This window comes from Rhizobium sp. F40D2, assembly GCF_051810745.2.
GTDB lineage: Bacteria > Pseudomonadota > Alphaproteobacteria > Rhizobiales > Rhizobiaceae > Rhizobium.
Map to the genome: position 1 here is coordinate 123538 of NZ_CM131436.1, position 14975 is coordinate 138512.

18 protein-coding genes are annotated in these 14975 nt (G+C 61.6%); 14 read left to right on the forward strand and 4 right to left on the reverse strand.

The genetic code is table 11. The annotated features are described in order from the left end of the window. The first annotated feature begins 185 nt into the window (after positions 1 to 185). From ACS4RS_RS00610 to ACS4RS_RS00625, 4 genes are all read left to right on the forward strand, one after another. Entirely contained in the window at positions 186 to 2063 is a 1878-nt protein-coding gene (locus tag ACS4RS_RS00610) for an ABCB family ABC transporter ATP-binding protein/permease (protein WP_449313831.1), read from the forward strand. Positions 2064 to 2196: 133 nt separating this feature from the next. Next, positions 2197 to 2895 (forward strand): phosphatidylserine decarboxylase, encoded by a 699-nt coding sequence (locus tag ACS4RS_RS00615; RefSeq protein ID WP_097626889.1) that lies wholly within the window; start codon positions 2197 to 2199, stop codon positions 2893 to 2895. 123 nt (positions 2896 to 3018) lie between these two features. Next, positions 3019 to 3864 carry a CDP-diacylglycerol--serine O-phosphatidyltransferase gene (pssA, locus tag ACS4RS_RS00620; RefSeq protein ID WP_439009158.1) on the forward strand — a complete coding sequence of 282 codons (846 nt, stop codon included), beginning with the start codon at positions 3019 to 3021 and terminating at the stop codon, positions 3862 to 3864. 284 nt (positions 3865 to 4148) lie between these two features. Further along, positions 4149 to 4295, forward strand: a complete 147-nt coding sequence (locus tag ACS4RS_RS00625; RefSeq protein ID WP_439009157.1) for a hypothetical protein — start codon at positions 4149 to 4151, stop codon at positions 4293 to 4295. Between the two features lie 37 nt (positions 4296 to 4332). Here the strand turns inward: ACS4RS_RS00625 and ACS4RS_RS00630 are convergent, their stop codons facing one another. Further along, the gene (locus tag ACS4RS_RS00630) at positions 4333 to 5094 is read right to left on the reverse strand and encodes an SOS response-associated peptidase family protein (protein ID WP_439009156.1); all 762 of its coding nucleotides are present in this window, start codon (positions 5092 to 5094) and stop codon (positions 4333 to 4335) included. Between the two features lie 41 nt (positions 5095 to 5135). Beyond that, on the reverse strand, positions 5136 to 5456 hold the full coding sequence (locus tag ACS4RS_RS00635; protein WP_054181939.1) for a YnfA family protein: 321 nt from the start codon (positions 5454 to 5456) through the stop codon (positions 5136 to 5138). Between the two features lie 78 nt (positions 5457 to 5534). Between ACS4RS_RS00635 and ACS4RS_RS00640 the strand changes: the two genes are divergently transcribed. From ACS4RS_RS00640 to ACS4RS_RS00675, 8 genes are all read left to right on the forward strand, one after another. After that, positions 5535 to 5951, forward strand: coding sequence for an NUDIX domain-containing protein (locus ACS4RS_RS00640; protein ID WP_439009155.1), 417 nt, complete (start codon positions 5535 to 5537; stop codon positions 5949 to 5951). Between the two features lie 139 nt (positions 5952 to 6090). After that, positions 6091 to 6537 carry a TIGR02301 family protein gene (locus tag ACS4RS_RS00645; protein ID WP_449313983.1) on the forward strand — a complete coding sequence of 149 codons (447 nt, stop codon included), beginning with the start codon at positions 6091 to 6093 and terminating at the stop codon, positions 6535 to 6537. A gap of 103 nt (positions 6538 to 6640) precedes the next feature. After that, positions 6641 to 6898 (forward strand): hypothetical protein, encoded by a 258-nt coding sequence (locus ACS4RS_RS00650; protein WP_439009154.1) that lies wholly within the window; start codon positions 6641 to 6643, stop codon positions 6896 to 6898. Between the two features lie 18 nt (positions 6899 to 6916). Next, positions 6917 to 7675, forward strand: a complete 759-nt coding sequence (locus ACS4RS_RS00655; RefSeq protein WP_439009153.1) for a hypothetical protein — start codon at positions 6917 to 6919, stop codon at positions 7673 to 7675. Between the two features lie 106 nt (positions 7676 to 7781). Then, on the forward strand, positions 7782 to 8636 hold the full coding sequence (ygfZ, locus tag ACS4RS_RS00660) for a CAF17-like 4Fe-4S cluster assembly/insertion protein YgfZ (protein WP_439009152.1): 855 nt from the start codon (positions 7782 to 7784) through the stop codon (positions 8634 to 8636). Then, positions 8633 to 9241 carry a YfbR-like 5'-deoxynucleotidase gene (locus ACS4RS_RS00665; RefSeq protein ID WP_439009151.1) on the forward strand — a complete coding sequence of 203 codons (609 nt, stop codon included), beginning with the start codon at positions 8633 to 8635 and terminating at the stop codon, positions 9239 to 9241. The genes ygfZ and ACS4RS_RS00665 overlap by 4 nt, the downstream gene beginning before the upstream one ends. Further along, positions 9238 to 9768 (forward strand): tyrosine phosphatase family protein, encoded by a 531-nt coding sequence (locus ACS4RS_RS00670; protein ID WP_439009150.1) that lies wholly within the window; start codon positions 9238 to 9240, stop codon positions 9766 to 9768. The genes ACS4RS_RS00665 and ACS4RS_RS00670 overlap by 4 nt, the downstream gene beginning before the upstream one ends. A 52-nt stretch (positions 9769 to 9820) precedes the next feature. After that, positions 9821 to 10702: a mechanosensitive ion channel domain-containing protein gene (locus ACS4RS_RS00675; RefSeq protein WP_439009149.1), complete on the forward strand. Its 882-nt coding sequence runs from the start codon at positions 9821 to 9823 to the stop codon at positions 10700 to 10702. Positions 10703 to 10731: 29 nt separating this feature from the next. Here the strand turns inward: ACS4RS_RS00675 and ACS4RS_RS00680 are convergent, their stop codons facing one another. Both ACS4RS_RS00680 and ACS4RS_RS00685 read right to left on the reverse strand, forming a co-directional pair. After that, positions 10732 to 11247, reverse strand: coding sequence for a superoxide dismutase family protein (locus ACS4RS_RS00680; protein WP_439009148.1), 516 nt, complete (start codon positions 11245 to 11247; stop codon positions 10732 to 10734). A gap of 182 nt (positions 11248 to 11429) precedes the next feature. Next, positions 11430 to 11759, reverse strand: coding sequence for a hypothetical protein (locus tag ACS4RS_RS00685; protein WP_439009147.1), 330 nt, complete (start codon positions 11757 to 11759; stop codon positions 11430 to 11432). Between the two features lie 434 nt (positions 11760 to 12193). Between ACS4RS_RS00685 and ACS4RS_RS00690 the strand changes: the two genes are divergently transcribed. Further along, positions 12194 to 14092: a putative bifunctional diguanylate cyclase/phosphodiesterase gene (locus ACS4RS_RS00690; protein ID WP_449313832.1), complete on the forward strand. Its 1899-nt coding sequence runs from the start codon at positions 12194 to 12196 to the stop codon at positions 14090 to 14092. A gap of 153 nt (positions 14093 to 14245) precedes the next feature. Beyond that, positions 14246 to 14890: an HD domain-containing protein gene (locus ACS4RS_RS00695; RefSeq protein WP_439009145.1), complete on the forward strand. Its 645-nt coding sequence runs from the start codon at positions 14246 to 14248 to the stop codon at positions 14888 to 14890. Positions 14891 to 14975 lie beyond the last annotated feature (85 nt).

A 14975-nucleotide genomic window follows, 5' to 3' on the forward strand; every position in this document is an offset into this window, starting at 1 on the left:
CGGGCTCACCGCCCGGCCTGTCTTTTCCTGAACCCCGCATTTGTTGTATTCGTCCGCTCGACACCCTATCTGGCGATGGCGGCTGCGGATTGCGGCAAGTGCTTTCAGGGCACCTACCGGTTCCGTGCTCTTGCCGGCATCGAAGCGCGGCAATCGCCGCAAGCCCATCCGGGCTGGAGACAAGCATGGCAAACGGCAAGACAGTCTCGGAATCCAACCTGCTGCAGACGCTTCTCAACCTCTGGCCCTATATGTGGCCGGCCGGCCGACCCGACCTCAAGATGCGTGTCGTCTGGGCCTCGGTCTTCCTGCTGGTTTCCAAATTCGTGCTGCTGCTCGTCCCCTATTTCTTCAAGTGGTCGACCGATGCGCTGAACGGCAGGATGGATCTGGCCGGCTCGGTGCCGCCGCTGCTCGCCGGCGCGATCGCCCTGGTGATCGCCTATAACATCACCCGCCTGATCCAGCTCGGCCTCAACCAGCTGCGCGACGCGCTGTTTGCCAGCGTCGGGCAGCATGCGGTGCGCCAGCTCGCCTACAGGACCTTCGTGCATATGCATGAACTGTCGCTGCGCTTCCATCTGGAGCGCAAGACCGGCGGCCTGTCGCGCATCATCGAGCGTGGCACCAAGGGCATCGAGACGATCGTGCGTTTCACGATCCTCAATTCGGTCCCGACCGTCATCGAATTCCTGCTGACGGCGGCGATCTTCTGGTGGGGCTACGGCTTCTCCTATCTCGCCGTCACCGCCTTTACGGTCTGGGCCTATATCTGGTTCACGATCCGCGCGTCCGACTGGCGCATCGCCATCCGCCGGTCGATGAACGACAGCGATACCGACGCCAATACCAAGGCGATCGACTTCCTCCTCAATTTCGAGACCGTCAAATATTTCGGCAACGAAGAGATGGAGGCAAAACGCTTCGACAAATCGATGGAACGCTACGAAAAGGCGGCGACCGATGTCTGGACCTCGCTCGGCTGGCTGAACTTCGGCCAGGGCGTTATCTTCGGCATCGGCACGACGATCATGCTGGTGCTGTCGGCACTCGCCGTGCAGCGCGGTGAGCAGACGGTCGGCGATTTCGTATTCGTCAATTCGATGCTGCTGCAGCTTTCCGCGCCGCTCAACTTCATCGGCTTCGTCTACCGCGAAATCCGTCAGGGCTTGACCGATATCGAGCAGATGTTCGACCTGCTGGAGGTCCAGGCCGAGGTCAAAGACGTGCCCGAGGCGGCCGAGCTCCGGATCGGCCAGGGCGCGATCGCCTTCAAGGATGTGCACTTTTCCTACGACCCCGCCCGTCCGATCCTGAAGGGCATTTCCTTTGAAGTGCCGGCCGGCAAGACGGTTGCCGTCGTCGGTCCTTCGGGCGCCGGCAAGTCGACGCTGTCACGGCTGCTCTATCGTTTCTACGATATCCAGAGCGGTGCGATCACCGTCGACGGCCAGGATATCCGCAACGTCACGCAGAAGAGCCTGCGCTCGGTGATCGGTATGGTGCCGCAGGATACCGTGCTCTTCAACGATACGGTCGCCTACAACATCCGTTACGGCCGCACATCGGCGAGCGACGGCGAGGTCTTCGCGGCGGCCGAAGTGGCGCAGATCGCCCATTTCATCGAAATGCTGCCCGAAGGATTCGAAACCAAGGTCGGCGAGCGCGGGCTCAAGCTTTCGGGCGGCGAGAAGCAGCGGGTGGCGATCGCCCGCACCATTCTCAAGGCGCCGCCGATCCTGATCCTCGACGAGGCGACATCGGCGCTCGACACGACGACGGAACGGGAAATCCAGACGGCGCTCGACGTGGTTTCGAAGAACCGCACGACGCTGGTCATCGCCCACCGGCTCTCCACCGTCATCGGCGCCGACGAAATCATCGTTCTAAAAAGCGGCGAGATCGCCGAGCGCGGGACGCATACCGCCCTGCTCGAGCGGAATGGCCTCTATGCCTCGATGTGGAACCGGCAGCGCGAGGCGACACAGGCGGAGGAACATCTGAAGCAGGTGCGCGAAAGCGACGACCTGGGCGTGATCACGCGGCTTGCCCCGGCAAGCTGAGCCGGGAGCGACACGGCCCAAGCTTTTGTTGTTCAGAACTCCGGCGTCGGATCCAGCGCCGGTGCCGCAGCATTGCCCCGGAGACGGTTTTTCGCTAACCAGCAAAAAACGACAACGCAAGGAGACCGGCAGCATGAGCCTGTTCAACACGGTTCGCAACACGATCGTCCCCGTGCATAAGGAGGGTTATCCCTTCGTTGCCGCCTTCTTCGTCGCGTCGCTGATCCTGGGCTGGATCTTCAAGCCGCTCTTCTGGATCGGCATGATCTTCACGCTGTGGTGCGCCTATTTCTTCCGCGATCCCGAACGCGTCACCCCTCAGGACGACGATCTGGTGATCTCTCCCGCCGACGGCAAGGTCTCGGCGATCCAGATGGTGACCCCGCCGGCCGAGCTCGACCTCGGCTCCGAGCCGATGCTGCGCATCTCGGTGTTCATGAACGTCTTCAACTGCCATGTGAACCGGGCGCCGATGCGCGGGCGCATCGTCAGTATCAATTACCGCTCCGGCAGCTTCGTCAATGCCGAACTCGACAAGGCGAGCGAGGACAACGAGCGCAACGGGCTGGTGATCGAAACCCGCCACGGCCAGATCGGCGTTGTCCAGATCGCCGGCCTCGTGGCGCGGCGCATCCTCTGCTGGGCAAACCCCAACGAACCGGTGGATGCCGGCGAGCGCTTCGGGCTGATCCGTTTCGGCTCGCGGCTCGACGTGTTCCTGCCCGCCGGTGCTGCGCCACGCGTCTCGCTCGGCCAGGTGGCAATTGCCGGGGAAACTGTAATTGCCGAATTCGCCTCCGCCAAGGGTCCCATCATCAGCCGCCGCAGCTAAGGCGCGTCGCAATCTTTCAGATTCGCTCCTCGCGCTTTAGCCCTTTGTTTTTACGCATGTCGCTATCGCAAAACCGCTACACAGTTTTGCGCGACATGCTCCAGGTTCAGATTGGAACGCGATATGGAAACGCCCTTTCCGCCTTTCGAGCCCAATGGTCCGGATGATTCCGCCCGTGGCCCGCGCCTGCGCGAAATCCCGCTCCGTCTCGTCTTTCCGAACCTCATCACCATTCTGGCGATCTGCGCCGGGCTGACCGGCATCCGGCTGGCTTTCGAGAACCGTTACGAACTCGCCGTCTCCATGGTGCTGGTCGCCGCCTTTCTCGACGGCATCGATGGGCGCGTGGCCCGGCTGATGAAGGCGACCTCGAAGTTCGGCGCGCAAATGGATTCGCTCGCCGATATCGTCAATTTCGGCGTCGCCCCCGCCCTCGTTGTCTATGTCTTCGCGCTCGACCAGGCGCGCTCGCTCGGCTGGATCGCCGCGCTGATCTATGCGATCGCCGCCGGGCTTCGGCTTGCCCGCTTCAACGTCATGGCTGAACGCGAGAATAAGGCGAGCTGGCAATCGGAATATTTCGTCGGCGTGCCGGCGCCGGCTGGCGCCATGCTGGTGCTGCTGCCGGTCTATCTCGGCTTCCTCGGCCTGGCGACGGACCGCACCTTCGCCTATGTCTCGTCAATTTATACCGTCGTCATCGCCTTCCTGCTGATCAGCCGGCTGCCGGTTTGGTCGGGCAAATCGGAAGGCAACCGGCTGCGGCGCGATCTCGTGCTGCCGATGATGCTCGGCGTCGTGCTCTATGTGGCTCTGCTGATGAGCTACACCTGGGAGGTGATGGTCTTCACCGTTGCCGCCTACCTCATATCGCTTCCCTTCGGCGCGCGGAAATGGCGCCGGAAATATGGGACGCTAACGATCGAGGAACTCGGCGTCGGCGACGACGATATCGGCCGTCACATCTGACGCAAACGCATTTCGTGATTTCTTCGGGTGATGGGATTGCGTCTCTCTTCGTCTCCCGGATCCCCGGGAAAACCGTTGCGCGCTTCTTCCCGGAAAAACGGCCGCGCACTTTTATTGGAACTGCTCGCTTCAGTAAGTATTAGCCAACGTAGGCTTCAGCTAAGCCTCGCGAATTGTGGTGCGCGTTTACAAATCCTGATAGGCTGCGTCCCCGTTTTGGCGTTATTTGTGACCAAACATCAAACGACAAAATACCCTGGGAAGAACCGCGTGAGGAGAGTATCGTGACTTCCAAAAAGAGCAGTAGCGACAAACAGCAGACGGCCAAGCCCGATCTCGCCGCCAACTATCGCCCCGTCGGCCTCAAGGCGGTTGCCGCAGCATCGCTGATGGCGAAGCACAAGCCGACCAGCGTAAAGAAATCCGCTTGAAGCGTCGGCACGACCAAGGAAGAGCGGCGGATAGCGTTCAGAAGAAACTGAGCTGGCCGTCCGCAGGCCGCTTTTCGGGGGCCTTCAGGGGCTTTTCGACGACGACCGGCTGCTGCAGGTCGGGCCCCATATTGGCGACCTTGTTGACTTTGTCGGAGACCGGGACGGCCTCGAAAAAATCGTCCTGAACCGGCCGCATCACGTCGGCCACCTCGCGCGGTTCCTGCATCTTGCAATCCAGCCAGCGCGCAAAATCTTCAGGTTTGATAACGACGGGCATGCGATCGTGGATCGCCGATATGCCTGAATTGGCCGATGTCGTCAGGATCGCGCCGGTGTCGACTTCGGACCCATCCGCCGAGGACCATGTCTCCATCAGCCCGGCAAAAGCAACGACCCCGCCCTGACGCGGCCTGATCCAATAGGCCTGCGGCCGCTCTCCGCTTTCTTTGGACGGGCGACGCCATTCATAAAAGCCGGAGGCCGGGATGAGTATGCGGCGATGACGCATGGCCGCCCGGAAGGAGGCCTTGCCGATCGCGGTTTCGGAGCGGGCGTTGATCAACAGCGGGAAGTCCCTCGGGTCCTTGACCCAGGTCGGAGTGAGACCCCAGCGCACGAGCACGGCGCGGCGGTCGGCCAGGTTGCTGCCCTTCTCCCGGCCCTCGCCTGCTATGACGACAAGGATCGGCTGCGTCGGCGCGATGTTGTAGCGCGCCGGAAACTCATCGAGATCGAGACCGGAGAAAAATTCGCGCAGGTCGGCGCTGGAGCTTGTCAGGGCGAAACGTCCACACATCGGCTTGTCTTTGCACCCGGCTTGAGTCCGGTCAAGGCGCGTCAGCCTCTCGGCCCAAAGAGGATAATGCTCGTTCCCGCAAGGCAGACCAGCGCCCCGCCAATATCATAGCGATCAGGCACGCGGCTTTCGACCAGCCAGAGCCAGAGCAGTGAAGCGGCGATGTAGATGCCGCCATAGGCCGCGAAAGTGCGGCCGGCAGCCTCGCTCGGCACCAGCGTCAGAAGCCAGGCAAAAAGCGCCAGCGAGACCATTCCCGGCGCCAGCCACCAGACGGGCTTTCCAAGTCTCAGCCACGCCCAGAAGGCGAAGCAGCCGGCGATCTCGAAGACGGCGGCAAAGGCATAAATGATGTAGGTCACGGAAGCACCTTTCGCGCCTTCGCATTTCTTCGGCAGTATTCATCGGGTAGGATGGGCCATCACAGCAAGAGCCATTTCATGATCTCCACCGCCAAAGCCGCCTCCTCCGCCATTCTCGAACGCGACGGACGATTCCTTCTGGTGTTGCGGCGCAATCCGCCTTCTGCCGATATGTATGCGTTTCCAGGCGGCCGCGCCGAACCGGGCGAGACACCGGAGCAAACGGCGTTGCGCGAATTCCGTGAGGAAACCGGCATTTCGGTGCGCAATCCGCAGCTGTTTTCGACCTATGACCTGAAAACCCATGCAGCCGATGGCAGCCTCAGCAGCCATTTCTTCCTGTCGGTCTTTCGCGTCGAGGCGGATCGGGAACTGGTGGCTGAGGCCGCCGACGATGCGGCGGCGCTCGGCTGGTATACGGTTGAGGAAATCCGGCGGCTGCCTGTGCCGCAGAGCGTGCTCGAATGCGCAGAGCGGCTAGAACAGGATGATTGAGGCCGGCCTATAATCTGAATCCTGTTCTGAATCAAAGTTAGAGCACGATGTCGTCCGAGAACCGCTGCACTTTTCGGCATGATGCTCTGGCGGGCGGCGAATAGGAGTGGAAACTCTCAAGGCCCGCCTTGTTGCCGTCATGCTCAACGTATCAACTGGGAGCATGATTCCCATTCGACGCGTTCTCCTGTCCCTGCTCGTGCTCGCCGGCCCCACCATGGCGCAGGGCAAGATCACGCCGCCTCCACGGGAGGAGGAGATTGCGCCGCCGCCCGCGGTGACGGTGCCCTATGACGACAAGCTGGCACGGCTCGCCGAGGTGTTGGGCTCAGTGCATTATCTGAGAACGCTCTGCAAGGCGGCAGGCGGCGACGAGTGGCGAAACGGGATGCAGCAACTGCTCGATTCGGAGACCGGCAACGCGCCGCAGCGCAAGGAAAGGCTGACTGCCGCCTTCAATCGCGGCTACCGCGCCTTCGCCTCGGTCTATACGGATTGCACGGCAGCGGCCATCGTGGCAGAAGAGCGCTACCGTAACGAAGGTGCAACACTTGCCACAGAAATTACCTCGCGTTTTGGAAATTGACGTTTAATTAACCTGTTTTCGCATGTGGACGTGTCGTTTTGGGAAAAGGCTGTTAGTGTTGTTAACGGTGCAGTAAGACATGAGAAGTTCTGAGGAAAAGACAATGGAAGCAAGCCTCAACGAGATCGACGACATGATCGTCCACGAGAAGATGCAGGCGGCTCTGGAGTACCAGAACGAGGCTTGGGCCGACGGCATGGCCGACGGAATCGAGCCTGAGATCATCGCTGATGCAGCTATTGGGCATGCCTTGCGCGAGACGATCAGATTGCACGGGGAAAGCAGCGCCGAAGCCTTGCTGGATTCGCTGCGTGAACGCATGCTTGCCGGCGAATTCTCCGCGAACCGCACCCTGCAATAATTGTTATCAGAGAGTTTGATGCATACCGGTAAAGAGAAAATTTCGCGAATTCCGCTCGCGCCGGTGCTGCTTGCGTTCAGCCTTGCCGCCGGCAATATTTTCCTTGCCCCGGCAGCCTACGCGCTTTCCGAACTGCACAAGATCCCCGGCCAGGCTGCCAACGACGCGCCGGCTGCGGCGGGAAGCGCTCAGGGACAGAGCCAGCCGCAGGGCGGGACCGCTCCCAGCGTTCCGATGGCCGATCCGCTGGTCAACAGCCAGAGCAATCAGGGTGTCGACAAGACGCCGGGCGCCCAGGATGCTTCCAAGCCCACCGAAGTGATTTACGACATCAGCAAGGTGCCCGAGCCGGTTCGCAAGATGCGCGAGCAGATCGTCGAGGCGGCTGCCTCCGGCGATCTCGAACGCTTGCGACCGCTGATGGGCACCGGCACCGAGCAGACACAGGTGACTGTGGGCGAGCCCACGGAGGATCCGATCGGCACGCTGAAGGATCTTTCGGGCGATCCCGACGGAGACGAAATCCTCGCCATCATGCTCGACATCGTTTCGACCGGCTTCGTGCATGTCGGCCAGGGTACGGCAGACGAGATGTATGTCTGGCCCTATTTCGCCGAGAAGGACCTAAAGTCGCTGACACCGCCTGAGCGTGTCGAATTGCTGCGCATCGTCACCGCCGGCGATCTTTCCGATATGCAGGAATTCGGCGGCTATAATTTCTACCGCCTCGGCATTACGCCGCAGGGCAAATGGAAATTCTTCACGGCGGGCGATTGACGTCCACCACGCTTGCGCCTTTGGCGTTTCGCCTTTAGGTGGGACGCTTGCGATCCACCTCATGAAGACATACCTCTGAGCGATGACCAACGCGACAGGTTCCGCCATGCCAGCCGTATTCCTGAAAGACCGCTCACTTCTCTCCATCAGCGGCGTGGAAGCTCAATCCTTCCTGCAGAACCTGATCACCACCGATATCATCTCGCTTGAGGCCGGCGAGGCGCGGCCCGGGGCGCTGCTGACGCCGCAGGGCAAGATCCTGTTCGACTTCATGATCTGGCGGGAGGGCGACGGCTATACGATCGAAACTGACGCCGGCCAGCGCGATGGCCTGCTGAAGCGGCTGACGATGTACAAGCTGCGCGCCGCCGTCACGCTCGCGCCGCGCGCCGAAGAGGGTGTCACCGTTTCCTGGGGCGAAGGGGCCATGGGTGGTGAGAACAACCAGGGCGTCCGGGATAGTCGCTTCGCCAAGGCAGGCGTTACGTTGATCCGCCAGCCCGGGAAACACGGCGACGGTGAAGAAGCGCTCTACGATGCGCTGCGCATCGCGCACGGCATCGTCACGTCAGGATCGGACTTCGCCTTGCAGGATGCCTTTCCGCACGACGTGCTGATGGATTTCAATGGCGGCCTCTCCTTCAGGAAAGGCTGCTATGTCGGCCAGGAGGTCGTTTCGCGCATGCAGCACCGCGGCACCGCGCGCCGGCGCGTCGTCACAGTGTCCGCTGCTACGGCTCTGCCGGAGACCGGGACGGAGATCTCCGCCGCCGGCAAGCCTGTCGGGACACTCGGTTCGGTCGAAGGCGACCATGGATTGGCGATCGTTCGCATCGACCGCGCCGGGGCGGCAATGGCCGCCGGCACGCCGCTGCTGGCCGGCGAGACACCCGTTTCCCTCGTCCTGCCGCAATGGTCCGGCCTTGTCTTTCCCACCAGCGCCGACGAGGCCAGTGCGTGACGACGATGAAAGCTCCGCGCGCCTGGCAACGCATGCTATCCGGGCGCAGGCTCGACCTGCTTGACCCCTCGCCGCTCGATGTGGAACTGATCGACATTGCCCACGGGCTGGCGCGTGTTGCCCGCTGGAACGGCCAGACATCGGGTGATCATGCTTTTTCGGTGGCGCAGCACAGCCTCGTCGTCGAAGACATTTTCCGCCGCGTCAATGATGCGTCCCCACAGGACTGCCTGATGGCGCTGCTGCATGATGCGCCCGAATATGTGATCGGCGATATGATCTCGCCGTTCAAATCGGTGGTCGGGGGCGGCTACAAGACGGTGGAAAAGCGTCTGGAGGCCGCCGTGCACCTGCGCTTCGGCCTGCCGCCGCATCCCTCGCGGGACCTCAAGGACCGCATCAAAAAAGCCGATACGATCGCCGCCTATTTCGAGGCGACGGTGCTCGCCGGTTTCACACCCGCCGAGGCACAGAAGTTCTTCGGCCAGCCGCGCGGCATCAGCAGGGAGATGCTGATGATCGAGCCGCTGCCGGCAATCGAAGCGCAGCGGCTGTTCTGCGAGCGCTTCGCGGCGATCGAGACCGCGCGGGAGATGGTCTCGTGAGTTTCATCGTCGTCTCGCCGCTGTCGCGCATCGCGGAGATGGCGGTGCGCCACAAGGCGCGTGACATGATCAGCCTGATCGCCAAGGAGCAGGCCTTTCACCGGCCGGGCGTGATCGTGGCCGACCGCCATCTGACGCTTGCGATGAACGACATCACCTTCAAGGGCACCGGCGGCCTGGTGGCGCCCGACGAAACCCATGTGCAGGGGATTATCGACTTTGCCGCGTCGTGGCGGCAGGAGACGCCGCTGCTCATCCATTGCTGGATGGGCGTCTCGCGCTCGCCGGCAGCAGCCCTGATCGCCGCGCTGTCGCTTGCGCCGGATCAGAGTGAGGAAACGCTTGCGCGCCGGCTGCGGTCGGCCTCGCCTTTCGCGACGCCGAACGCCCGGCTGATCGAGATCGGCGACGCGCTGCTAAATCGCAGCGGCCGGCTTGTTGCGGCAGTGCAGGCGATCGGGCGCGGTGCCGATGCCGACGGCAACGCCCCTTTCGTGCTTGCGATCGGCGAGCCCGCCTGCGGTTGACGCTGCCGCCATCTGCCCCATCTAGGCCCGACCACGTAGAAAAGGCCAGATCATGCAACAACAAGCAGCCGACGTCCTTCTTGCCACGCAAACGGCGCTCAGCCAGGCGAGCGCGCTGGCGGTGCAATATTCCTTTTCCGTCCTTGGGGCCGTGATTCTGCTCGTTCTCGGCTGGGCGCTTGCCGGTTTTGCCAGCCGCTGGGCCTATGAGGGCCTGTCCCGCGTCCATGGCATTGACGAGACGCTGGCGCGCTTCTTCACCAATGTGCTCCGATACGCGCTGCTCATCCTGGTGTTCATCACCGTGCTCGGCCAGTTCGGCGTCCAGACCGCCTCGATCATCGCGACCCTCGGCGCAGCCGGCCTGGCAATCGGACTGGCGCTGCAGGGAACACTGCAGAATATCGCCGCCGGCATCATGCTGCTGATCCTCAGGCCGTTCCGGGTCGGAGAATACATCGAGACCAGCAGCGTGGCCGGTACGGTGCGCGAAATCGGCCTGTTTGCGACCGAACTCAGAACCGCCGACGGGCTCTACCGGTTGGCGCCGAATTCGACGCTATGGAATACGCCGATTACCAATTTCAGCCGCGAGGCGACGCGGCGGAACGAGTTGAAGATCAAGGTGGAGGATGACATCGATCAGTCGATGGAAACATTGATGGGCCTTGCCAAAGCCGATTCCCGGGTGCTGAAGTCACCGGAACCGAGCGTCTTCGTCGACGGCCTCGGTGACGGCGCGATCTTCGTGACGCTGCGCTATTGGGCAAAGACCGGTGACTGGTGGACGGTCAGCCGGGACATGACGAAACGCGTAAAACTCGCCTTCGACGAGAACAATCGGGCCGCGTTGCCGGATGCGCCGAATGCCGCGCCGGCAAAGACGTCCAACGGCAGATCGGCCGCCGAAAAGCCGGCACTGACGCGGCAATGAGACAGTGATCCAGGAACTGATGCAGCAGACTATTGAATGACGCCGCAGGATAGTCTTTCCCCCGCATCTCCCGAGGGCTGGCTGCGATAGTCATCCGAGTTGGCGTGCACCACCAATGCGCGGCCGCGAATGCCGTCGGTCTTGCCATCGAGCGTGACCATGCTGTCGAAGACCTGCGCCCTGAGCACGCCGTCCTGCCCGACATATTGATTGGGCATATCGCCGGCATGCGGTCCCTTGGCGGCAAGGATGCCATGCTCGGCCTTCTCAGGGTTAAAGTGACCGCCGGCCGACTCGTGATGGGTGGCGGCGTCGCATCGGCCTGTCTCATGAACATGGAAGGCCACCCATTTGTTCGCCGGCAGTCCTGATATCTCGACTTCGATCAGCACACCGCCGGTGGCGGCAGCCGTCAGTTGCGCGCGGCCGTCCTCCTTGCCGTCCTTGCCGACGAAATTGGCGACCGCCGTCTGCTTGTCCTGGGCACCCGCCGGCAACGCAACGGCAAGCAGGCTCAGGGCGGCGATGGTGCACATGGCTTTCATGGAGATCTCCTTCCGTCCGGTTGTCCTTCTGAACGTATCAACCTGGAAGCTGTTCCTCATTTAAAGCGCCGCGTGTCCGACAGGAGGCTCTATCACTTGGAAGTGGCGCTATGCGCAGGGAGCGCAGAACTGGAAAAGCCGGCCAAACGGCCGGCTTGCAGATGACCGGATTCGGGAGCGGCTCAGGCGACGGCGCTGAAGTCGAACTGGCCGTAAGTGTTGCGGTAGAGATCGTCCCGTTGATCGTCGGTCGTCGGCGCCGTCTGCTGCAACGGATAAGGGACGGCGATGCTGCTGTCACGCGAGTCCATCATCAGCGCAATCAGGCTGCCGGAAAATTTCGGCTGCGTCTCGCTGGTGTTGTCCTCCTCCAGGAGTTCCTTGATGATGCCGGGCTTCTCATCAGCGGCACGTTCGCCGCGGCTGAGTACACCATCGCCATTGGCATCAAGCCGCGAGAGTGTCGCCAGATATGCATATGACGTATCGGAAACGGATGTGGTGCTGGTCATACAAACCTCCATTCACCGCCTTTTGCCGGTGGTGTTTGTACGCAATACGAACGTGGAAAATCACTGATTGACTCGCTGGTTAAACTGATTTGCGCGGTGCGTCAATAAGTTGTTAACTTCTCATTAACGATGATTGACAACGGTTAACGAGACGGCCCGAGGCTGAACGTCCGCCGGCGCCACGCGAGGAGGCTCTGCGGTATTTCAGCAATTTTTCACATATAAAACAAATGTCTAACGACGCGAAGCCGCTGCTGCACTGCAACCGAATATTAATCCCGCCCGTCCAGAATGAGCGTCACAAGATACCACCTGGACGTTTAGTTTATGAAAAATCAATTTTATGGCCACTTTTGGAAGAGTTTTCAATGCGATGAGGTACGTCCATCAAGTGACGGCGATTGCCTTCGCGGCCGCCCTGCAGAGGCCTCGCCATGAAAGCTGAAGCGCTCTTCTGGCAGCAATGCAGCCAGGCCATCACCGCCGATGGATCGGTGGACGCACAGCGTCTGATGGAGCTTGTCATCGCGACCTATCGTGTCCATGAAAGCGACTATGACGAGATCGAAAGAAGCGCGGAAACGCTGCTGAGGGAGAACCATGCGCTGCGAGGCAATATGTCAGCCCTCAGCCAGGCATTCGACGGCCAGCAGAGACTCTTCGAAATCATCCTCAACAACCTGCCACTCGGTCTCAGCGTCTTCGACGCAGATCAGCGGCTGACGCTTTCCAATATTCGCTTCGGTCAGCTCTTCGGCCTCACCCAGGCCGATGTCACTCCCGGTGCGACAATCGCCGATCTCATCGACAAAATGCGCGGTTCGGAAGGCACTGGCGCCAAGCCCGGCCGGCGAGCCGGCCGACATTCCTCCGCAGCCGCAAAAAGCAGCGGTATCCGTCGGCGCGAATGGCTGATGGACGACGGCCGCGTCATCCAGAGCATGGTGACCATCCTTGCCGACGGCAGCAACATCGCCATTCATGCCGATATTACCGAGGATCGAAAGGCGGCCGAGCGCATCACCTATCTCGCCCACCACGACCCGCTGACCGGTCTTCCAAACCGCATCCATTTCCGCGAGCAGGTCGATTCAGCACTCGCAGAGCGCAGACGGGACGAGCAGCTCGCCCTCATTCACCTCAACCTCGACCGGTTCAAATCGATCAACAACATGATGGGCGTGTCCGCCGGCGACACGATCCTGCAGCAGGTCGCCGCGCGCATCCGGGCCTCGGCCGGTTCGGAGAACACCCTGGCGCGGCTAGGTTCGGACGAATTCGCCATCCTGCAGACAGGCAGACAGCAGCCGTGGAACGTGACGGCGCTGGCCGAGCAGATCCGCCGCGAGCTTTCCTTGCCAATCCTGCACGGCGAAAAACAGATAGAGCTCAGCGTCTCGATGGGGATCGCAGTCGCCCCGGGGGACGGTGATGAAACCGATATCCTGCTGAAGAATGCCGGCGTGGCGCTGTCCCACGCCAAGGCGGACGGGCGCAAGCGCGAGCGTTTCTTCGCCGGCGAGATGGAAGCGCAGATGCAACTGCGCCACGCGCTGGAGGCGGACCTCAGAGCAGCCATCGAGAAGGAAGAATTCGAGCTGCATTACCAGCCGCTCTATGACCTTTCGCAGCGGCGCATCTGCGGCTTCGAGGCCCTGATCCGCTGGAACCATCCGATCCGCGGCCGTGTTGCGCCAATAGATTTCATTCCGCTCGCCGAAGAGGTCGGCCTCATCGTCGATATCGGCCGCTGGGTTTTGCGCCGTGCCTGCAACGATGCAGTAGAATGGCCTGAAGACATCAAGGTCGCGGTTAACGTTTCGGCGATGCAGTTCAGCAGCAGCGACCTGACCAGGGATGTCGGAGAAGCGCTGGCGGCCGCCTCATTGTCGCCGCTGCGGCTGGAGCTCGAAATCACCGAAAGCGTGCTGATGGAAAATCTCGGCGAGGTGCTGCCGATCCTGCATGCGCTGAAGGAGCGCGGCATCCGCATTTCGATGGACGATTTCGGCACCGGCTACTCCTCGCTGAGCTATCTCTCAAGCTTCCCCTTCGACAAGATCAAGATCGACAAATCCTTCGTCAACGACATCGTCGACAACAAGGAAGCGCATGCGATCATGCACGCGATCATTCTGCTCGGTGACGCGCTCGGCATGCGCGTCACCGTCGAAGGCGTCGAGACGGCCGAGCAACTGGCGCTGCTCGAATGCGAGGAATGCGACGAGATCCAGGGCTATCACATCAGCCGGCCGAGACCGGCCTGCGACGTGCCCCACCTTCTCTCCCTGCCGCCGAAGAATGGTGGCGTAATGCATCTTCCAAGGTGCTGAACGGGCTTCAATTGCGACTCGCGCGACAAGCGGCTACACAATCGGCAACGGTCCCCGAGCCTTCGTTGTCGCGTGCTTCGACCGAGATGCCGTATCCGCTTCCGCTCCGATGCCCTATCGACGGAAAAGATCATCCTCTTAACAGGTGGCGCAATGTTCGAGGCTGAAGCCTTCTTTCCTCATGAGACACTCGCTGCGGCGCTGATCGCACACGCGGCCGATGGCGACGACGGCTCGCATGACCTTGCCCATATCCTGCGCGTCTTCCGCAACGCCATGCGCATCCATGCTGGAGAAGGCGGAGACGATCGGGTGCTTGCCGCTTCCGTGCTGTTGCACGACTGCGTCGCCGTCGAGAAAAATTCGCCGCTGCGGTCAAAAGCATCGGCTTTGGCAGCGGAAAAGGCATCGGAGATCCTGGCGGAACTCGGCTGGAGCGAGGCGGATATCGAAGCCGCGGCTCACGCCATCACCGCGCATAGTTTCTCGGCCGGGGTGGCGCCGCAGACGCTGGAGGCAAAGATCCTGCAGGATGCCGACCGGCTGGACGCGATCGGCATGATTGGCGCGGCACGCTGCTTCTATATTGCCGGGCGGCTGGGATCCGGGCTCTACGATCCGTTCGACCCGGCGGCGGCGGAGCGCCCGCTCGACGACAAGCGTTATGCGATTGACCATTTCCGGACGAAGCTTTTCAAACTGGCGGACGGGTTCCAGACCGAGACCGGCCGCAGTCTGGCGGCTTCGCGCGACAAAAGCCTGCGCGATTTCCTCCAGGCATTCATGGACGAGATCTAAAGCGCGTCGCGATCTTTCAGATCTGCTTCTCGCGCTTTAGCTTCTTGTTTTTGCGCATGTCGTTGCCGCAAAAGCGCTTCGCGCT